This window comes from Pseudomonas libanensis, assembly GCF_001439685.1.
GTDB lineage: Bacteria > Pseudomonadota > Gammaproteobacteria > Pseudomonadales > Pseudomonadaceae > Aquipseudomonas > Aquipseudomonas libanensis.
Genome location: NZ_JYLH01000005.1, coordinates 264380 through 281486 on the forward strand (window position 1 = coordinate 264380; position 17107 = coordinate 281486).

Annotated in this window: 27 protein-coding genes; all 27 read right to left on the reverse strand. The window is 59.4% G+C overall.

Annotation, left to right across the window (positions count from 1 at the left end):
• Positions 1–16: 16 nt before the first annotated feature.
• The 27 genes from TU73_RS10525 to TU73_RS10645 all read right to left on the reverse strand — a co-directional run bounded on the left by TU73_RS10525 (position 17) and on the right by TU73_RS10645 (position 16923).
• The gene (locus TU73_RS10525; RefSeq protein WP_057012119.1) at positions 17–790 is read right to left on the reverse strand and encodes a C40 family peptidase; all 774 of its coding nucleotides are present in this window, start codon (positions 788–790) and stop codon (positions 17–19) included.
• Between the two features lie 2 nt (positions 791–792).
• Positions 793–1476 (reverse strand): phage minor tail protein L, encoded by a 684-nt coding sequence (locus TU73_RS10530; protein ID WP_057012120.1) that lies wholly within the window; start codon positions 1474–1476, stop codon positions 793–795.
• A 60-nt stretch (positions 1477–1536) separates the two neighbouring features.
• On the reverse strand, positions 1537–1875 hold the full coding sequence (locus tag TU73_RS10535) for a phage tail protein (protein ID WP_057012121.1): 339 nt from the start codon (positions 1873–1875) through the stop codon (positions 1537–1539).
• A 28-nt stretch (positions 1876–1903) separates the two neighbouring features.
• Positions 1904–3064, reverse strand: a complete 1161-nt coding sequence (locus TU73_RS10540) for a phage tail tape measure C-terminal domain-containing protein (RefSeq protein WP_057012122.1) — start codon at positions 3062–3064, stop codon at positions 1904–1906.
• Positions 3065–3126: 62 nt separating this feature from the next.
• On the reverse strand, positions 3127–3333 hold the full coding sequence (locus TU73_RS10545) for a hypothetical protein (protein ID WP_173668906.1): 207 nt from the start codon (positions 3331–3333) through the stop codon (positions 3127–3129).
• A 77-nt stretch (positions 3334–3410) separates the two neighbouring features.
• On the reverse strand, positions 3411–3761 hold the full coding sequence (locus TU73_RS10550) for a phage tail assembly chaperone family protein, TAC (protein ID WP_057012123.1): 351 nt from the start codon (positions 3759–3761) through the stop codon (positions 3411–3413).
• A gap of 8 nt (positions 3762–3769) precedes the next feature.
• The gene (locus tag TU73_RS10555; RefSeq protein WP_043048863.1) at positions 3770–4261 is read right to left on the reverse strand and encodes a phage tail tube protein; all 492 of its coding nucleotides are present in this window, start codon (positions 4259–4261) and stop codon (positions 3770–3772) included.
• Positions 4262–4353: 92 nt separating this feature from the next.
• Entirely contained in the window at positions 4354–4551 is a 198-nt protein-coding gene (locus tag TU73_RS10560) for a hypothetical protein (protein WP_231984815.1), read from the reverse strand.
• 66 nt (positions 4552–4617) lie between these two features.
• Positions 4618–5628: a contractile injection system protein, VgrG/Pvc8 family gene (locus tag TU73_RS10565; protein WP_057012125.1), complete on the reverse strand. Its 1011-nt coding sequence runs from the start codon at positions 5626–5628 to the stop codon at positions 4618–4620.
• 9 nt (positions 5629–5637) lie between these two features.
• Positions 5638–5850: a tail protein X gene (locus tag TU73_RS10570; protein WP_057012126.1), complete on the reverse strand. Its 213-nt coding sequence runs from the start codon at positions 5848–5850 to the stop codon at positions 5638–5640.
• Entirely contained in the window at positions 5843–6226 is a 384-nt protein-coding gene (locus tag TU73_RS10575; protein WP_057012127.1) for a phage tail protein, read from the reverse strand. The genes TU73_RS10570 and TU73_RS10575 overlap by 8 nt, the downstream gene beginning before the upstream one ends.
• The gene (locus TU73_RS10580; protein ID WP_057012128.1) at positions 6226–8049 is read right to left on the reverse strand and encodes a hypothetical protein; all 1824 of its coding nucleotides are present in this window, start codon (positions 8047–8049) and stop codon (positions 6226–6228) included. The genes TU73_RS10575 and TU73_RS10580 overlap by 1 nt, the downstream gene beginning before the upstream one ends.
• 127 nt (positions 8050–8176) lie before the next feature.
• A complete protein-coding gene (locus TU73_RS10585) occupies positions 8177–8749 on the reverse strand; it encodes a phage tail assembly protein (RefSeq protein WP_057012129.1) in 573 nt (190 codons plus the stop codon).
• Positions 8750–8929: 180 nt separating this feature from the next.
• The gene (locus TU73_RS10590; RefSeq protein WP_057012130.1) at positions 8930–9436 is read right to left on the reverse strand and encodes a phage major tail tube protein; all 507 of its coding nucleotides are present in this window, start codon (positions 9434–9436) and stop codon (positions 8930–8932) included.
• Entirely contained in the window at positions 9436–10602 is a 1167-nt protein-coding gene (locus TU73_RS10595; RefSeq protein WP_057012131.1) for a phage tail sheath protein, read from the reverse strand. The genes TU73_RS10590 and TU73_RS10595 overlap by 1 nt, the downstream gene beginning before the upstream one ends.
• Before the next feature lie 2 nt (positions 10603–10604).
• Entirely contained in the window at positions 10605–10778 is a 174-nt protein-coding gene (locus TU73_RS29145; RefSeq protein WP_164484513.1) for a hypothetical protein, read from the reverse strand.
• Between the two features lie 87 nt (positions 10779–10865).
• A complete protein-coding gene (locus tag TU73_RS10600) occupies positions 10866–11168 on the reverse strand; it encodes a hypothetical protein (RefSeq protein WP_057012132.1) in 303 nt (100 codons plus the stop codon).
• Positions 11169–11179: 11 nt separating this feature from the next.
• Positions 11180–11962: a hypothetical protein gene (locus tag TU73_RS10605; RefSeq protein WP_057012133.1), complete on the reverse strand. Its 783-nt coding sequence runs from the start codon at positions 11960–11962 to the stop codon at positions 11180–11182.
• 47 nt (positions 11963–12009) lie between these two features.
• Complete coding sequence (locus TU73_RS10610; protein ID WP_057012134.1) at positions 12010–12540, reverse strand: hypothetical protein; 531 nt, start codon at positions 12538–12540, stop codon at positions 12010–12012.
• On the reverse strand, positions 12537–13175 hold the full coding sequence (locus TU73_RS10615) for a phage tail protein I (RefSeq protein ID WP_057012135.1): 639 nt from the start codon (positions 13173–13175) through the stop codon (positions 12537–12539). Before TU73_RS10615 ends, TU73_RS10610 begins: the two co-directional genes overlap by 4 nt.
• The gene (locus tag TU73_RS10620; protein ID WP_057012136.1) at positions 13172–14167 is read right to left on the reverse strand and encodes a baseplate J/gp47 family protein; all 996 of its coding nucleotides are present in this window, start codon (positions 14165–14167) and stop codon (positions 13172–13174) included. Before TU73_RS10620 ends, TU73_RS10615 begins: the two co-directional genes overlap by 4 nt.
• Complete coding sequence (locus TU73_RS10625) at positions 14164–14496, reverse strand: hypothetical protein (RefSeq protein WP_057012137.1); 333 nt, start codon at positions 14494–14496, stop codon at positions 14164–14166. The genes TU73_RS10620 and TU73_RS10625 overlap by 4 nt, the downstream gene beginning before the upstream one ends.
• Positions 14497–14505: 9 nt before the next feature.
• Positions 14506–15117, reverse strand: coding sequence for a phage baseplate assembly protein V (locus tag TU73_RS10630; protein ID WP_057012138.1), 612 nt, complete (start codon positions 15115–15117; stop codon positions 14506–14508).
• A 3-nt stretch (positions 15118–15120) separates the two neighbouring features.
• A complete protein-coding gene (locus TU73_RS10635; RefSeq protein ID WP_057012139.1) occupies positions 15121–15633 on the reverse strand; it encodes a hypothetical protein in 513 nt (170 codons plus the stop codon).
• A gap of 151 nt (positions 15634–15784) precedes the next feature.
• Positions 15785–16300, reverse strand: a complete 516-nt coding sequence (locus TU73_RS10640; protein ID WP_057012140.1) for a hypothetical protein — start codon at positions 16298–16300, stop codon at positions 15785–15787.
• A 22-nt stretch (positions 16301–16322) separates the two neighbouring features.
• Positions 16323–16490, reverse strand: a complete 168-nt coding sequence (locus TU73_RS28225) for a Com family DNA-binding transcriptional regulator (RefSeq protein ID WP_082642573.1) — start codon at positions 16488–16490, stop codon at positions 16323–16325.
• 88 nt (positions 16491–16578) lie between these two features.
• The gene (locus TU73_RS10645; RefSeq protein WP_057012141.1) at positions 16579–16923 is read right to left on the reverse strand and encodes a phage holin family protein; all 345 of its coding nucleotides are present in this window, start codon (positions 16921–16923) and stop codon (positions 16579–16581) included.
• Between the last annotated feature and the right edge of the window lie 184 nt (positions 16924–17107).

A 17107-nucleotide genomic window follows, 5' to 3' on the forward strand; every position in this document is an offset into this window, starting at 1 on the left:
TGAACCGCCGATGTGGTTAGTGTTTGGCCCGCAGGCCATGTCGCCAATAGCTCACCGTCACCTCGCCCCAATAGCCGCCGTAGATGTCGCGTTTGCTATCGCGGCCATACAAGTGGTGCAGGATCGAGCCGGGCGCGGGGTAATGTTCGGGTTCGCTTTGCAGCACCCCATCAGCCAGGTAAATCGCGGCATGATTGGGCACTGGCGCACGGATCTGCATCAGCACGATATCGCCCTGTTGCAGTTGGCTGACCTGCACAAAGCCGGCGGCCGGCAGGTTGTCCAGGTAGAGATTGCCGCCCTTGTCCCACCAGCCGTCTTCGCGTTGATAGTCGCCGAGCTCGATGCCCAACTCGCGGCGGTAGTAGTCGAGGATGATGCTCAGGCAGTCATGCACGCCGTGGGCGAAAGCGCGACCGATCAAGGGCGCCTGGTAGCCATTCGGCGTGCAACTGGCCCATTCACCGGTACACACCTGCCCGTCGTCCCCCTTGCGCACTTCGACAATGTGCCAAGGCAACCCTGAGGCTTCGCACGCCACGCGGTCCGCTTCACTGGGCGTCGCCGGGCAATCTGGATGGCTGTGCACCACCGCGAGAATTTCGCCACGCTCTTCGGCGGCGGCATAGTCCTCGGGTGCCAGGCGAAAGTGTTCGCTGGGCGTGCTCGCCGTATTGCGACACGGCACATACACACGCTTACGCCCTTCGCGAATCATCAGGCCGCAGCACTCATGGGGGTAGTCGGCCACGGCGTGCCGGGCAATCGCCGCCAGGTTGGTCTTGTTCATATTCAGCTCCGCAACAGGCCCGCAGCCGGAAATGAACCGTAGGGTAATGGGTTGTTTTCGCCGAAACGCAGCTTGCAGCTGGTCAGCCGCCCACCGCATTTATCCTTGGCCGCATCCGTGACGATCACGTCATTGGCATCCGCCACCGGGCCGCCGTTGTAGCCGCAATAGGGGCCGCGGTAACCGCCGCAGCTGAGCCACCAACACACGTTGGCGACGATCTGCCGACGGGGCAGTTGCACGCCATTGAAGTCCAGCGCGCTGGCCAGTTCGAACTTCACCGTCTCGCTGCTTTCCGCGACTTTGCGCTCGACATACCAGATGTCCGGCGGCAGTTCCTCTTCCGGGTCCGCTTCGGGCTGGCCGTCGAGGTACTTGGCCAAGGTGCGGTGACGGATCAGCCGAGCGCCGACCAGGTCCTCGAAATACAACACCAACGCCGTGATGAAACCACCGACGTTACCTACGGCCAGCGTTGGCGTCGGTTGGGTGCCCTGCCCCGACATTTCAAAACCCTCGGCCTGGATCGGCCAAGGTGAATACTCGTGGCCCTGCCAGAAGATCGATGACTCCTGAGGGTAACCGTGAAACCGGTACAACTCGGCACCCAGGGTGGTGGCATCGAGCTCGAAAAGCTCCACCCAGGCCCCGGGCTCCAGGGTCTGGATATCTGCAGTGATGGACATATGATTCTCCGGGCAAAGAAAACCCCGCACTGTGGCGGGGTGTAGGCGCCACAGGCGGCGCTAGGGGTGGAAGGCTTGCTCGAACGTCGCGGTCAGGGAGTAGAGCCCGGCGCCCATGGGCGTAGGCTGGTAACCCCTGCAGCGATACAACGCAGGTTCTGCCAGGGGTGCGGTCCAGTTGAACGCCTTGGCACCGGCATGGCGATCGAAAAAAGCGACAATCGCTTTGATCCGCGCTTCGTCACCCACGAAGGTCAGTGGCCAGGACTGGGTCTTGTTGTTGATCCCATCCGCAGCCGTTTGCTGGTAGCCGTCGCCGAACTTGGCCGACTTGAGGCGAAACTCGACGCTGCCGACGGGTTCCACCTTGGGCACCCAAGTGAATATTTCTGTGCTCATGTTATCTCCAGGCGTAAGCCGTTGGTGGTCAGCGGCCGTTGATCGCCGACCAGATTTGCCCGCCCGGCTTGAGGTCGCGGGCGATCTGTTCAGCAGCACCCTGGCGGGCTGAGCCGGCATAGGCGCGGGCGACGTTCTGGGCGTTGGTGTCGGTGCCTGAGCCCTGGCCGTCGGCGACGTTGATGGTTTGCTGGATTACCACCTGGTTGCTGCAGGTAGTGCCCGACGGGCCGCCGCCTAAAGCGCGTACGCCGAGGGAGCCGTCGGAACCTCGGCTCAGAGGCATGATGGCTTCGGGGCCGGCTTCGCCGAAGAGGGCCATGGGGGCCAGTGTGGGGCTGGTCGCAATGGAGTTGGTGAATACCCCCCCATTGGCATACTTAATGCCGGAGACATTGAGTTCATTTTGATACCCGCTTGGCCCCAGCACTGAACCTGCTGGAACAGAAGGGCTCAACCAACTGGTGATGGCCGAGCCGGCCAAACTGAACAACGACTTCAGGGCACTAGAGGCCGCCGTTTTGGCAGCCATCGCCGCCATGTCTTTAAGTACCGAGGTGGCAAAGTCAGAGAAGTTGAACTTCCCCGTAGTCGCAAACGTCAGGACCGCGGCGTCCATCTTTTCAAAAGCACTGGCGAACACCGCCTTCGATTGCTCGGCTGCCGTACCTGCGCTAGTAGAATACTCTTTGAACGCGGCACTGGCGCCTTCGCGCCAATCATCGAGCAGCTGGGTCATATCGGCGAAATTACTTTTAACCTGCCCAGTTTTTTCTTCACTCAGAAGAGCCATCCCCTCCTGATCCGATGAAGCTGCATCCCCATACGGCCCACCCGTTGGAAACTTCAGCCCCGCCCGCTCGGTGTAATTGGACTGCGCCTCCAGCGCACCCACAAAATCATTCTGCGCACTCTGGCTCTGCTTGAGCACTTGCACCAGTTGCGCATTTTTTTGAATAAAATTTTCCGCCGCGTCCGTGGCCGGATCATAGGCCTTTTGAAAGGCCTTGAACTGGCCGGACGTGACCTGTAGCGCCGCTGCGGCAGAGGCGCTGACCTTTTTACTGGCATACTCGATCTTCTGCTGCATCTCGCGCATGCTGTTTTCGGTAATCCGTGACGCCTTCGCCAGGGCCTGCTCCAGGCTGCCGAGGTTGAGCGTCAGATTACCCTGGGAAGCAGTTGCCATAGGTTTCTCCGGGTCATGGATAAAACCCGCCGAAACGGGTTTCAAGGAAAGTGGCGTCGTCCTTAACGCCACTCGTTCATCGCACGTTCGAGCGACACACCCCGGCGCAGCTCATGGGGCATGAAATCAATCAGCTCGGCCGTGCCGCCGCCCAACCGGTGGGTCTGCAGCGCCACCAACGCGCTGCCCGCCTCCAGCCGCCTACCGGCGTGCAGGGAACCATATCGGTCGATATAGCGTCCCCAGGCCAGGGCTTCGTGGTAGGTCATGCGTTCTTTGGCTTCGGCGATCGTGCGGCCACCCACTCCGTTCAGCACCAGTTCGTGCCAGAACTCATCGGCGACCGTCAGCTCTTTGCGCCGCCACCTTGAGTGCCATTGACCTCATTGACTGCATTGAGGATCACAAACCCCAATGACGGCTCAAGCCCGAAGGCATCGTCGTAACTCAGGGCTTCATCACCCTCGGCACCCAGCGACACTGAGGCCGCGAGGTAGCTTGCATTGCGGCTCTGTGTCGACTCGCCCTGGCTGAACAGACGCTCGATCACGCCGAACGACTGGCGGCGGATGTGCAACGTGAAGGTGTCGGTGACTTCCTTGCCGGTTTTGCTGTCCAGATGCGTCCAGCTGATCTCTTTCTTCACCGGTTGGCCATCGACGATGCCGCCCTTGGCTTTCAGTTGTTTGAGGTTCATGGCGTCTCTCAGGCTTTCTTGATCCAGGCGCTGGCGCCGGTGCGTTGGATAGTGACGGTGGTGGTTACGACGGCGTTCAGTGCAAAGTTGAACGGGAAGTCCGACACGTAGCCGTCGAAAGTGAACCAGGTACGGGTTGCCGGCAGTTCAAAGCCATCGCCCTTGGCGTTCAGGGTAGGTAGCACGTCCTTGCCGTCGGACCAGCCCACCGCCCACTTCACACCGGTATCGCCCTTGGCTTCAGACAGCTGGTGCAGGCGGATATGGCTGGCGTTGGTCGGGTCGGCATTCAGGCCCAAGCTCGCAGTGCCTGGAGTGCGCAAACCTTTCTTGTAGCTGCGCTCTTCGGCATTGAGGCTGGTGTCTTCAATCTGCTCGGCCGGCGCGCCGCCCGGTTCGAATGAAGTGGCGTGCTCGATTTCCAGCACGGTGTAGGGCCCGGTGCCGGAGGCCGGCGGGACGAGGGCAAAAATCTGGGTACCTTGAGTAAGAATCGACATCGAGTGTTCTCCATGAACAATAAAAAACCCGCGAAGGCGGGCTGTGGGGTGCAACGGCTGTGTTGCTGGGTACTAGGCAGGTCGAGCCGCGATCAGGGCGCCGGTTTACCATCCAGGTAAGGCGGTACATTCGGGTCCGGTTCTCGGCTCTTGATCAGGTCGACCAATGCCTGGTTGCTCTGGGCCAAGAGTCGAATGGCCGCGTTGAGCGCCAGTTGGCCATCAGTCTGGGTTTGCAGGGCGGCGATCAAGCGGTTGATCGCGGCCAATTCTTCGTCGTTCATAGGCATCTTGATTCCTGTATCACGTCAGGTAGGCAGGGGGTGGGGAGCGTCAACAATGCGCAGCGGTGACGATCAAGACGCCAACCCACCGGCCATGATCGAACTGCGATACCCCGTCGCCGGGTCGCCAACGTGGGTCACTTGGATAATCGACCAACGCCCCTGCATATACGAAGGCCAGGTTTCATCCAGCACCAGCAAGCCTTCGGCAGCAAGCAATGGGTTACCAGGGCAATCGATCTGTAATTTCAAACCTTCACGGCCCACCCGCCGCAGTTCGCCTTCGGCCACGGCACGGGCTTCGGCTTCGTTCTGGCAGCGCTGACGCAAGGTTTTGAATGGGGCAATCCCTACTTGGACCACGCGCTGCTTGCCGGCGGCGGCGTCCCACCAGCTGACGCGGCTGCCCATGTATTTGGAGCGGGCTTTTTCGTCGAGCTTGGCGGTAATGAAGGCGTGCTCACCGGGCCGGTTGTCCTCGGTCACCGATAATTTCACTGGCGGCAATAGCTGACCGGAGAGTGATTTGGCCTGCCCCGCCTCGGCCAGTACATAGAGTTCGTTGAACGGCTTGGTGACCGCGTTGTAGCGCTTGGCCAGGCGAGTGATGAAGGCCATGTCGCTTTCATTGGACTGGTCGATGTGCGCAATCGCAATGCCGTCCAGCGTCGGTGCCACTCGCGGTGAAAAACCATGGCGGCTGACCAGTTGGCGAAACAATGCCCCCAATGTCGTCGGCCCGTGGCTGGCGGAGCGGCGCTGGCGGTACCCGCTCTTATCCACCTCACTGAAGGGCGCGGCCGTGGCCACGATCATCAGGCGCATCGGAAACAACACTGGGGTTCGTTGGGTGACGACAAACTCGCCTTTTTCCACCAAACCGGTTTCCTGGTAACCGACGCGCAGGCCGATCTTGCCACTCAGGCTGGGCAGCCCCTCCAGCCCTTCGATATTGAGGGTCAATTCCAGGCGGTCAGTCTGGATACCGGCAGCGTCGGTGTGGCTCCAGTGCATCAGGCGTTGATTGAGCAGCGCCGCGTTGGCGCCGTAGAACTCTACGATCGGGGTAAATCCCTGTGCCATGCAGCCTCCTTAATCCCACGCCAGCACGGGGCGCACGGCCGCCGGCCTGGCTTGCATCTCAGGCACGATCACCCATACGCCGGCCGGCAATACCGGACCGTATTCAGCCAGTTCAGGGTTCAAGCGCCAGAGGGTTTCTTCCGCCGTATCATCGCAACGCCCCAGCTCGCGGTAGAGCAACAGGTTGACCGAATCACCGGCGATACTTCGCACTCTACGCATTGACGAATTCCTCCAGTTCCAGGGTCCAGGCCATGACCATGGCGGTGCCGTCATCGATCACGTTGCTTTGGGTTTCCACCACCGAATTGATCCGCCACAGGCCCCAATTACGGCCGATGCCATCGACCAACGGCAAAGGCGCCCGCGCATTTTGCAACGCGCGCAGTTCGTCCAGGCGCTGCATACCGGTGGCGTACATGGCTGTACCGCTGAACGTGAGCTTTTCCAGCTTCTGGCCGTTCTGCCGCGACTGGGGTTTGCTGGCAATAATCGCCAGGTCACTCCAGCCGCCGTCGCTGTTGCGGATCAACGACGAATAGGCAAAGCCTCGGGACAAACCAAAGATAAAGTCGCCGAGTACCATTTGTTGTCGCATCAATCACCTCCTGGAGGATCGGCCAGTGCCGCGTTGCGCCGGATGCCAAGGGAATCGGTGACCATGGGCATGCATTGAAATTGCAGGGCCTGGATCACCTGGTTGACGACCTGCTGGGCATCGGCAGGGTTGACGCCGGTGATCTGGATACTCGGCGCTATCGTGACCTGGACGTTGTCGGTGCGGGCACTGTTGAGCTCCTTGCTTAGTGCATTGGGCGCGGGCAAGCGATCATTTGAGCTGAACAATTTGTCACCGAGCCAACTGCCTGCTTCGCTGCCCAGCAAACCACCGATGGCGCCGCCGACTGCGGTGCCGATACCAGGGAAAACCAGGGTGCCGAGCGCGGCGCCGGCGGATGCTCCCGCCCAGGCGCCGCCTGCGGTGCTAAGGCCAGCACCGACGGCCTTGGCGTCGCCATTGCGTACGCCCTGGACCACGTCAACGGCGGTGTCGACATACTTCAGCGGGCCAAGACGGCGGGCGCCGGCAGACTCCAGCTTACTCATCACACCCAACAGCCCCGAAGCCGGTACTTTTGGCGAGGGAGTCACCACGGGCATGACTGAACGCTCATGACTGACGGTCTGTGAGTGTGGCTGGGTCGTTGCGCGAGCTTCGGAAGGCAGGGGCAGGCCCCTGCGTTCCAAGGCTTCAATCAGCCCCGGGGCTCTACTTGGGATCGAATGACGCAGATCAGTGTGAGTCGTTCGGTTATTGGCCTGGGCACCACGCGGCTGCAAACCTTGCACGGGTGCTCCGGCATGGAAACCGTTGGACTGCGCCGGGGATAAGGGCTTGATGAAGCGCTCAGACAGACTGCGCAGCGTCGACATCACGCCAGCGTTTTTCACAGGTGCCCGCTTTGTAATCGCCGGCCTCGCCACAGACGCCTGTTTCTTCTGCGCGTTGCGCGCCTTCTGGTTTTTCTGCGACTTGGGCCTATTGCTACCCTTTTTCTTGGCAGCAGAGCCTCTGCGACTGGAGCGGCGACTGCTCAGTGAGGCTTGGGTTGCAGTGGCGCAGCAGCATGACTGATCCTTTTTAAAGCCGTCGCTCTTGAACAGTTTGCCAACCACTCCAGGCAGTTTGCCCAGCGTCACGTCGACCACATTGCTCGTCACCCGACTTTTGATCGTGTCTCCCAAACCTGAGAAAAAGCCGGTCACCACAGGTGAAAACACCGGCAGAATCACCGCCTCAGCGGTTTTCACAGTGGTAGCGGCTGCTGGCGATGTGCTGGCCCAGGCATTGGCACCGTCCATCACGTCGGTCTTTTTTTGAAGCCACAGGTCTTCCCAGAGTACCGGTGCTGGCTTGAGCGTCGTGGAGAGCCGCTCCTCACTTTTTGAGGACGCCTCGCGCAGCTGCGCTATGGTTTTTTCCTTGATGGCTGGCGCAGCAAACGATTGTTGAAAGGCCGCGACCGGATCGAGGCTCTTTACCTCGCGCAGCGTCATGGCTTCACGGATCAGCCGCAGTTCTTGCGATGTGCTCGACGTAACTTCGGTGGTTGTCGTCTGATCGCTGCGTTTTTCGATTTTGGACGGTTCAATGCCCATCGCCTTAAGCTGCGGCAAGGAGGCTTGCAGCGCGTCCACACTATCGCGCAGTAACCCCAGGGACAGCGAAAGACCCTGGAGTTGCAAGCCGGCATTGGTCAGCTCCAGGCCCATCGAGGACAATGGAGCCGCCTCTGCATGACTTTCAGATGCCAACGGGCCCGGGTTAACACTATCGGCACCCTTTGCGCCGCCTGCGTTGCTGAATACACCCTGGCCATCCTTGACCATGGCATATGCGAGCGAATACTTGTCCTGCATCCCGCTTACTCCTGTTTAACGCCAAGGCGAGTGATCGCAATGTCGTAGCGGCGCAATGCTTTTCCGGCGTCCCAGTCGAGGATCTCCGCCTCATTGACCGAGTAGATCAGCGGCACCACATCGAGGATTACGTCGATGTCGCGCTGCGAAAGAAGTCCGCCGGTTGATTTAAAAAATCGTCGATGCGCTCCTGCAGTTCCGTCCAGTCGGGCACGGTCAAACCGGCCAGGTCAGGGATCATCAGGCCGGTGCAATGGGCGGTGATGAACTCGGCGCGCTCTTTATTGGTGGCAAGCTTTTTCATCACTTTGGTGGCGCGCAGGGCGGGCATTTCCAGGGGCAGTTCGGTCAGGGTTCGGCCGGCTGCGTCCAGGGGCAATAGCAACTGGATGGGTTGGTCGTGGGGTGTCGCGTCCTGTGCGTTCAGGAAGAACGACGCAGGGCGCGTCGACATCTCATGTACGTACTGGGCAATGCTCACGTAGTCCGGGCGCTTGAGTTGATCGAGCTCTTTTTCCGACAGGCCGGTGGCGAGTTTCGCCAGTTCAAAGAACTGGTCGTCCTCGTCATCACCGGCCCGGGCCAGCGCGTCTTTTTGCGCGGCGTAGAACAACGGTTTGAGTTGAACCTGCTGGATCGTTGCGCCGGTATCGGCGGTGATCGGGGCCAGCAGGAGGTGCAACGGTGGCATCCAGGCCATGGGGCAGTTCCTTGATGAACGGTATTGAAAAGCACGGAAATCCAAATCTGAGCACGGTCCCTGTGGGAGCTGGCTTGCCTGCGATAGCATCAACTCGGTGCTCCAGACACACCGAGTCGCCTGCATCGCGGGCAAGCCCGGCTCCCACATTGACCGTGCCCTCTTGGATTGCAGTTATCCTTACGGCATGAGCACGGCGCGGCGCGCATCGCCAAGAATGTCGACGCCGTTGAGCACGAACTTCTGGGTGCGCACGTCGATGTCGATCACCGAAATGCCATTTTCCAGACGGTTGTAGGTACGGCAGGACAGTTCCAGCGTGGTGAGCGCCTTGTCGCCCATCTTCAGCTTCGCCTCCTCCAGGGATTTGAGCTTGCCGCCGACGGTGTGGTAGGTGAAGTAGGTCTTGCCGTCCTGGTCCTGGCCGGCTTCCCGCACATTCAGCAGGATGTCGTCACCCATGCGCACGCCCAGGGCCAGCATGATTTCCGGGCCGGCACCTTGGAGGACCAAGGTGGCATTGAGCACCTTGCCGCTCTTGGCCATTTCTTCGGCGATGAAACGCCCGCCGGACATGGCTTCCATGTCGAACTCGATCTTCGGCGGGGTGAACTCTTCCACGGTTGCGGACAACGGCAGGCCTTGAAGGGTGGCCGCAATGGCCTGTCTGACTCGGTTGGTAAACATTAGAGAACGTCCTCCAGGAACTGCTCGATGATTTCATCGCGGGCGTTGAGTTGATAAACCATGTGTTCGTTCGGCGCGTAGCGGCCGTAGTCGATAACGATGAACCAGGTACCGTTCTTGTACTTCTCGACGCTGTTCAGTTCCGGATGCAGGTACACGCTGCCGCCGGGGATGGTCTCGTCGGCCACCAGGGTTTGCAGCCAGTCGTTGATGCGCTTGACCTCCTGGTCCATGAAGGACTTGGTGAGGTTCTTGGCCATGGCTTTCTGGCCGGCCTTGACCAGCTTGCGACTGATGGCATCTTCCAGGCCGACGTAGCTGATGAACTTGCCGGTGATGGAACGGTTGCCCAGCAGCGAGAAACCGCCGAGAACAGTGCGGGCGTAGTAGCTCACGCCATAGCGGTTGAGCAGGTCGCCTTCGGTGGAGGTGTCGAGGATGTTGTACTCGACGACGCGGGAAACGTCCTCAGCGAAGGTCACCTGGTTGCCCGGGCTTTCCCACTGCTTGACCTTGGCCAATGCGGCGATGGCCAGCGAGGATGGCGACAGGAATACGTTTTTCTTCGCGGCCTTGGAGTACACCGACGGCATGTTGTGTACCAGCAGGCAACGGTCGAAACCAAGGTCGGCACCGCCCAGCTCGCCGCTGTAGGTCACTTGATCGGCCACCGAAGCGTCCTTGCCATCCAGTACCACGCGGGCCTTGATGCGCTTGCCGAAGGAGGCGAACTCACCGGCCACGGCCTTGGTGCCGGTAAAGCCTGGGGCGCCGATGATGGTCAGGTCTTCCGGGACGCTGCTCAGGGCCGCCAGGCCGAGCTTGCGGCCGGTGACCGGGTCGTTGCCGCCGATCACATTATTGATCGTATCGGCCGGGGTGGCGCCTTCTTCGACGATGACCACATAGACCGGCACCTTGACCACTTTGAGGATCTGGTACACGGCCTGGAACAAGGTGCCCGACTCAGTGCCGGTAGGGTCCAGCAACGCCTGGGTGGTGAAGCTGTTGATACGGAACGGCGCGTTTTTCGGAATCGACGCGTGGGCATTCGGCGCAGTGCCGACCAGGCCGATCACGTTATCGCCAAGGCCGCCCATGGCCTCGGGGGATTCAGTGGCATTCACAGTGATGCCGTTGTGCTCGAAGTTCAAAACCTCAGCCATGATTAATCAGCCTTCTTGGGGGTGGAGTTGAGGACGCTGGTCAGTTCCAGGCGGCCAGCGGTGCGCAGGGCGGATGCTTCGACGTCGAGCAGTTCCAGCTCTTCGCCGGCGGTGGACCAATGGCCATTGCCGATGGGGAATGGAATGAGGACGGTGTAGGTTTGGCGGGTGGGCATGGGTGGAAATCTCCGGGTGGGAAATGCAAAAGCCCTGCGGGAGGGGCTTTTGAGGGGCGAAAAAAAACCGCTTTCGCGGTGGGGTGATTACTTATCTTCCGGCAAAGGGAACCGCGCCTTGATTTCGGCTACTTTGGCTCGCCATTCTTTCTCCTTCTCAGCCGTACCATCGAATTGCCATTCCAGGTACATCGGGTCGGCTTCGCTGACGTAGGCAGAGCGGCGCGCAGCAATGGTGCTAGCGAGCATAGCAGCGGAAGTGGCGTTCTCAATCAGAGTCTGGGCGGCCTCATCACTAAAACCCAAACCTTTAAGGGTCTGCGCATTGGCGGGTACGTTAATCAACGAGTCACCTGCAGGGGTAACCAATTTTTCGATAAACAAATTCATATGTCCGGTCCTTAAACCTTCGCGGTATAGCGAAGGTCGTTATCGTGGGAATAGGCCAGGCGCTTCTCTTCAAGGGTCTTCCCGAGTGCAGCATCAGCCTGAGCCAAGGTATAAGGTTTCACTGCCCAACGAACTTCCCAATCGGCATTAACATCATCCTTCATGACCACTTCAGTGTCTAACTTGCTGTAATTCACAGGATAATCAAACGTTTTCGTGATGGTGTAACTCAGGCCGCCCCTCAGGTACATTCCAGAAAACTGAGGCGCATTTGTTAGTTGACCAGCAACCAACCCCAAATACATGGGTTTGAGCCCAGTTACGGCACGAGCAGTACAAATCATACCAAACGAAACACCTCGTACCGTTTCACGGTAGGTTTGGGACACACGCTTGATAGCTAGAAAATTAGCATCACCGTTCCATAGGAATCCGACACCCTCGAGTTGCAAGTTCAAGCCAGCGATATGGTAAATACCTTCGCCAAAGGGTGCCTTTTCGCTATCTCGGGAAAATATACGAGAGATAGTGATTTCGGTTTCACCCGCGTCGTTCCCGGGCATGGTCCACCACACAGGATAAAGTACATCTGTAGACAAACCAGTAAGGTCAATATCCTGCCTGTAGAGAGCACGGCCATTAATATCTTTGGCCTGTACACTATTACGCCACGCCGTGAACTGACTCGACGCCGCGTCTACTCGCGCATCAATTTTACCAATTTGGTTAGTAACCGTTTCCGTCAGCTTATTACAAGCATCCACAACTTTAGTGATAGTCGTTTCAATCCCCATCATCAACTCCCTGTCAATTAGTCTTTCCAGCACTTTTGTAAGTGCAATTACTTCGCTTCGAGACGCATGACCCGAAACATCAAATCAAGGTGGCGAGACATATTACCAACCGAAGCCGCCGCTATGATTGCGATTTCCTCAGCCAACAACAAATTCAAATTCTCACTCCCCACCACAATCGTCACGCTATCCGCCGGCAATGGCGAAACATCCAGCGTAAACTTCTGCAGCACCCGCGCCGCCGCCGCTTTATACGTCAGCAACTTCCCCGCCACGGAATACACCGCCAGCAAAGTCCCACTGGCGAGGTAAAACCCGAACTCGCCAATCTCATACTCACCGTCGCCATCAAACAGCGCGGCCATCCTGAGTTGACGCTCGCCCAGGTCTTCGTAATCGACGATAGCCACCCGTTGGCGCTCGTCACGCAAGGCCACTTCGCTGCCGTCGGGGTTGTAGCGGCCGGTGCCGGCGCCGATGTGGGTGATTTCGCCTTTGAGGCCCTGGTTCTTTGCCTGCAGCACTTCATCCAAACCCTTGGAGGTGAAGCGCACCAGGCGCGTGATTTCATCTGTCATGGCTGCGCCCTGAGGTCGTAGTCGTTAATGGTGTAGTGCTGGGCAACCCCGGCACTGTTGAGCCGGGCAACCAGCGCCAGTTCCGGCAGCGCTCCGTTCAGGCAGAACTCCCCATCGCTTAAAGGAGCGTCGAGGACTTGCGTGAGCGCAAGCTGACCTTCGGTTTCATGCACGATGGTAATCGTCGCCTGATCGCGCTCACTCTTGGCCGCATTGATACGCCGGATCAGCCGGTTGTGATCGCCGCTGGACCAACTGCGCCCGATGATCGCCTGTACGTCGAAGGTATAAGGCACACCCAAGGGGCGCTGCTGATACCAGGCGCTGATGTTGGGGGTAAAACCCAATGACTCCACCGCATGACTCAGCGCCTTGGGCGTACCGGCCTGGCGTTGGATCTGCCAGGACAACGCCACGGTCAGGCGCTTTTCCGCCTCGCTGGCCTCGGCATCCCATTCGCTGACGCCGCGGTCGGCGGCCAGGTAAGGGAGGAATTCGCTTGGGGTTTGAAGTGGATTCATCAGCGCTGGAAACGGCGGCGTGACACGTTCAAGCAATGTGCCGAAGCCCAGGTCCAAAGCCTTTTCCAGCGGTGAACTGTTGGCCGGCAACAAACTCGCTTTAGGTTCACTCATAGCGTGCGCACCTCCACCTCGACACCCGTGCAATACGGGGCCTGGAACGCGGTGCTGACAATCGGTGCCAACGGTTCAAGGATGTGCAGTTGCGCAGCGCCAGCGCTGTGGATGGCGTAGTCGATCCAGCTGGGGTCAACCCGCCCTTCCAGGCGATGGCAGGACTCTGCGTAGTCTTGCAACAGCTTCTGCGCGGCCACTTGGGTCAACCCGGAGTCCGGGCCGGCGTTGATCTTGGCCACCACGCGAATTTTATAAGGTTGAATCTGTGCACCTTGGACGGTGACAAGGTCGGTTTCCGGCCGGACGTCCGGCCGTGCGAAATGTCGACGTACACCGTCAAGCAAGTCGGCAGATGGCGTACCGTCGCCCTCTCTGGAAAGTATGGTAACCATGACTTCGCCTGGTGCGGTACGTCGAGCGTTGCCGTCCTTGACCTGGGCCGCATAACCATCCGGATCGAAAGTGTAGATGACGCTCACCACGCCAGGTGTCGCGCTCTGCACTTTCACCGCAGGGCGCTCGCCAAGGGTGAAGACTTCGCGGCGATACTGCATCCGCGAGCCGGCCGCCGGAGCATGGGGCGCCAGGTAGTAACGCAGACGGGCGTCGTCATCGCTTTCCAGGGTCGGCGGCACCGGCGGGAAAGCTGCCGGGTCGCCAGGGTCGAGCACTTGGCGCTCCAGGCCCATATCGGCCAGGCGCGCATCCAGGTTGCTGCCGGTGGCCCACCACGCGAGCATCTGCTTGATACGGGCGTTGTATTTGCGCTCGTGGGTTTGCAGGCGCACGCAAAACGCTTCCAGGGCCAGGGTCAGCAGCTCGCTTTCATTGTCGAGGCTGACCTTGAGTTTGGCCGCGCTTTGCGGCGCTCGGCTGGCAACGTAGTCGATGACGAACGCCTTGAACTCGGCCAGCAACGGTTCGAACTCATCCACCTTGATGATGGCCGGTTCCGCCAGTTGGTTCTGGCCGGGGATCAGCATGCTCATGTCACGACCTCGAAGGATTGTTGGCGGTTTTTCCAAGTGCCGGCAAACCGCAGCAACAGGCCGGCGCCTTGGCGGGTGGCGACGATGACCTGGGGGTCAAAATCGCCGATGCCGTTGTGGGTGTTGTAGAACGCCTGGGCGGCGTGGCTTTGGGCGAGGATCAGCAGGTCATCACCGAGGTTTTGCCCGAGCAACTGCGGGATCAGCGAGCCGTACAACGGACGCTTTTGCCGAGTGCCCACGGGGGTGGTCAGCGCTCGGGTGGCGCGCTGCACAAATTGCAGCCAGTCGTCGACGGCTGCCCCGGTGTTCCTCTCGATTCCGAGCATGGGATGTCCTTATCGGGGGCTGATGAGTCGTCCCTGATGGTCCACCACCGGGCCGCTGAAGTGCGCGCCGCCGGCATCGAGCAACAGGCTTGTACCACCGGTCTGCAGGGTGATGCCCTGGGCGTTGAGGGTCAGGCTGGTGGCGCCGACCTTGACGTCGACTTGTTCGCGGGAGCCGCTGAAGGTGGTGGGGCCATTGACCCAATTGAAGGTATGACTGGCATCGTCGTAGTCGCTTTGGGTGCCATCTTGATGGCGCCGCCGTGTCAGCGTTGCCACACTGGAAACCGGCGGAAAACGATCACTATTGAGACCGAACAGTGCCACTGACTGCGCACCGCCCTCCCCGCCCCCGTAGTTGAGCAACAGACATTGTTCACCCACCGTGGGGATGCGGGTTTCGGTTTGCGCACCGGCACTGGGGTTGAAAAAGCGGATCGCTGGGGTGAGCAAGTCACCGTGACTGACCTTGCAGGTATTGCTGGCAGCATCGACCTGCTGGCAAACGCCAATCCGGCAGAAGCTTTCGGCGCGTCGATAAAGGTCTTCGAGTTGGGTCTCCATTTCCGCCAGGCGTTCGATGATCGGTCCCAATTGCATGCGTAACAGCGCGTCGAACATGGGCTACTCTCCCAGTGGCCTGTATTGATCCGGGTCGTCGATGTTCGAGACGTCCCAGGTGCAGGCGAACAGCGGTCGACCGGCAGGGTCTTCAAGCAGTGGCGGGCCGAGGTAGAGGGTTTGGATAAAGGACACGGTCCAGGTGTCGTAGGCAATTGGCACATCGCTCTGTGCGCCAGGCGCGGCGACGATACCGGCCGGTAGATCACACTGCTCCGGGGGCAAACCCCAGCGGTTATCCAGGACCAGGTCCATCAACTGGCTCGCCAGATCGCAGGCCTCGAACGGCGCACCTTGGATGATCATGGCCTTGAGTGAAATCGACAGCGCGTGAGCTTTACGCCCCTCCAGCGAGCGGATACCAGGGCCGTTACGTTCCACGGTGATCAGTACGCCTGTTTTATCCTCTGTGATTTGAAAATCCTGGTAATTGCCTACACGTAATTGGGGAAAGGCGCTTTTGAGCACCTCGCCAATGGCAATGGGAAGCTGGGAAGGTTTTTCGATAAACGTCATCTGTCGCGTCCTTGCAGGTTATTGCTGATCCGTGCGGAAAGACGGGGCGTTGTCTACAGCAACTGGCCTGGTTACCCGTCATGGGCATTTTTCAGGCAAGCCGGGGCGCCCCGCACAGCGGCGGGGGGCTTCCTGCTGGTGGGAAATGGGCTTAGAACGTCCAGCTCCATGCCGGAAAGGTAGGTAGAGGACCGGTACCGTGATCCGGGTAGAAAACGTGGGGCGTAGGCGCCGCAGTTGGCGTAAAGCCAAAACGAGCCCACATCGGCACGCCATCGATCAAGACAATGTTGCCGTCATCCTGCAATTGCAGGTAGGTACGATCTGGTCGGCCACTCTGTTCTTTAACTGGAATCCAGCTGGTCAGGGCGATCCATGTGCGGCTATGCACGTGATCAACGAGAAAAGCCCCACCTTGCATGTAGAAACAATTAGCCAAATCCGAATTCGGACGATCGTCCACATAGGTATAGGGCACAGTACTATCAGCTACCCAGATCTTCACGCCGTTGTCGTAAAGCACCAGGTTTGCGTCGGCCTCCAAGATCAGCTTGTACTGCTTGCTCGGAGACTCGAGATACTGCCCAACAAACATGACGTTGCGGGGAGGTAGCACCGAGCTGCCGTCTTGGGTAAACGGAATAATATGAAATCCACTGCTGGACATGTTGATCACCTTTTTGGTCGATTTATTGCGGAGAATTCCGCTTCACGTCGCTCGAAGGCGATTGCTCGAGGCTCGTAGCCTTCACATGATTCAACGTCCCACACCGGGGACACTTGATCTGGAGCTCGTTACACCTGCCTGCTCGGGCAAGTAATTTATTGCAGCTGCCGCATCTGAATTCTTTGAGCATGCAGGGACTCCTTTCGCGAATTTATGACCCAGGCGCGCAGGGTCTGGGCTTGTCATTCATCGCGGCGAATACCCGGTCATCGCACCGATCACTGTTGATCCGGGCGTGTGGTAGGAGGGTCATTGACCCCAATACGCCTGGCGGCCCACCGCTCATAAAGGCCGATGGCCACGTCGGCACCGGCCATGGCGGTCAGGCAACCAATGGCACCGGCGGTCCAGATCGACATGCCGGCGGCGTAGCACAGCATCAGGGCCGAAACCCCGCAGACCATGCAGGCCCCGGAGCGCAGGGCCAGACGACGAATCAACGACCAACCGCGGGCACCTTCCTTGTCGGCGCGCCACATTTCTCCAGACACTCCGCCGATCACGGCCAATACAATCACCAGCCAGATAGGCATTTCCGCTAACGCTTGCTGTTCATTTGTCATGTCACGCCTCCTGGCTGAGCAATTAATAATCCATATTTCATTTACACATGCTTCACTAGGTAGGCATTCCAAAAAGCCCGGTTGCCCGGGCTTTTCAGTAATGCTGTCCTCGGACTTTCGGCGCTACTGGCGCGGTACGGCCCTTTCCTCAATGTTTTTCCGACCACGATCCCTGTCTGCCGGA

What these genes read in the sequence shown, in the direction of transcription:
- TU73_RS10525 (WP_057012119.1), bottom strand. Translation starts at nt 790, where the DNA reads ATGAACAAGACCAACCTGGCGGCGATTGCCCGGCACGCCGTGGCCGAC.
- TU73_RS10530 (WP_057012120.1), bottom strand. Translation starts at nt 1,476, where the DNA reads ATGTCCATCACTGCAGATATCCAGACCCTGGAGCCCGGGGCCTGGGTG.
- TU73_RS10535 (WP_057012121.1), bottom strand. Translation starts at nt 1,875, where the DNA reads ATGAGCACAGAAATATTCACTTGGGTGCCCAAGGTGGAACCCGTCGGC.
- TU73_RS10540 (WP_057012122.1), bottom strand. Translation starts at nt 3,064, where the DNA reads ATGGCAACTGCTTCCCAGGGTAATCTGACGCTCAACCTCGGCAGCCTG.
- TU73_RS10545 (WP_173668906.1), bottom strand. Translation starts at nt 3,333, where the DNA reads ATGACCTACCACGAAGCCCTGGCCTGGGGACGCTATATCGACCGATAT.
- TU73_RS10550 (WP_057012123.1), bottom strand. Translation starts at nt 3,761, where the DNA reads ATGAACCTCAAACAACTGAAAGCCAAGGGCGGCATCGTCGATGGCCAA.
- TU73_RS10555 (WP_043048863.1), bottom strand. Translation starts at nt 4,261, where the DNA reads ATGTCGATTCTTACTCAAGGTACCCAGATTTTTGCCCTCGTCCCGCCG.
- TU73_RS10560 (WP_231984815.1), bottom strand. Translation starts at nt 4,551, where the DNA reads ATGCCTATGAACGACGAAGAATTGGCCGCGATCAACCGCTTGATCGCC.
- TU73_RS10565 (WP_057012125.1), bottom strand. Translation starts at nt 5,628, where the DNA reads ATGGCACAGGGATTTACCCCGATCGTAGAGTTCTACGGCGCCAACGCG.
- TU73_RS10570 (WP_057012126.1), bottom strand. Translation starts at nt 5,850, where the DNA reads ATGCGTAGAGTGCGAAGTATCGCCGGTGATTCGGTCAACCTGTTGCTC.
- TU73_RS10575 (WP_057012127.1), bottom strand. Translation starts at nt 6,226, where the DNA reads ATGCGACAACAAATGGTACTCGGCGACTTTATCTTTGGTTTGTCCCGA.
- TU73_RS10580 (WP_057012128.1), bottom strand. Translation starts at nt 8,049, where the DNA reads ATGCAGGACAAGTATTCGCTCGCATATGCCATGGTCAAGGATGGCCAG.
- TU73_RS10585 (WP_057012129.1), bottom strand. Translation starts at nt 8,749, where the DNA reads ATGGCCTGGATGCCACCGTTGCACCTCCTGCTGGCCCCGATCACCGCC.
- TU73_RS10590 (WP_057012130.1), bottom strand. Translation starts at nt 9,436, where the DNA reads ATGTTTACCAACCGAGTCAGACAGGCCATTGCGGCCACCCTTCAAGGC.
- TU73_RS10595 (WP_057012131.1), bottom strand. Translation starts at nt 10,602, where the DNA reads ATGGCTGAGGTTTTGAACTTCGAGCACAACGGCATCACTGTGAATGCC.
- TU73_RS29145 (WP_164484513.1), bottom strand. Translation starts at nt 10,778, where the DNA reads ATGCCCACCCGCCAAACCTACACCGTCCTCATTCCATTCCCCATCGGC.
- TU73_RS10600 (WP_057012132.1), bottom strand. Translation starts at nt 11,168, where the DNA reads ATGAATTTGTTTATCGAAAAATTGGTTACCCCTGCAGGTGACTCGTTG.
- TU73_RS10605 (WP_057012133.1), bottom strand. Translation starts at nt 11,962, where the DNA reads ATGGGGATTGAAACGACTATCACTAAAGTTGTGGATGCTTGTAATAAG.
- TU73_RS10610 (WP_057012134.1), bottom strand. Translation starts at nt 12,540, where the DNA reads ATGACAGATGAAATCACGCGCCTGGTGCGCTTCACCTCCAAGGGTTTG.
- TU73_RS10615 (WP_057012135.1), bottom strand. Translation starts at nt 13,175, where the DNA reads ATGAGTGAACCTAAAGCGAGTTTGTTGCCGGCCAACAGTTCACCGCTG.
- TU73_RS10620 (WP_057012136.1), bottom strand. Translation starts at nt 14,167, where the DNA reads ATGAGCATGCTGATCCCCGGCCAGAACCAACTGGCGGAACCGGCCATC.
- TU73_RS10625 (WP_057012137.1), bottom strand. Translation starts at nt 14,496, where the DNA reads ATGCTCGGAATCGAGAGGAACACCGGGGCAGCCGTCGACGACTGGCTG.
- TU73_RS10630 (WP_057012138.1), bottom strand. Translation starts at nt 15,117, where the DNA reads ATGTTCGACGCGCTGTTACGCATGCAATTGGGACCGATCATCGAACGC.
- TU73_RS10635 (WP_057012139.1), bottom strand. Translation starts at nt 15,633, where the DNA reads ATGACGTTTATCGAAAAACCTTCCCAGCTTCCCATTGCCATTGGCGAG.
- TU73_RS10640 (WP_057012140.1), bottom strand. Translation starts at nt 16,300, where the DNA reads ATGTCCAGCAGTGGATTTCATATTATTCCGTTTACCCAAGACGGCAGC.
- TU73_RS28225 (WP_082642573.1), bottom strand. Translation starts at nt 16,490, where the DNA reads ATGCTCAAAGAATTCAGATGCGGCAGCTGCAATAAATTACTTGCCCGA.
- TU73_RS10645 (WP_057012141.1), bottom strand. Translation starts at nt 16,923, where the DNA reads ATGACAAATGAACAGCAAGCGTTAGCGGAAATGCCTATCTGGCTGGTG.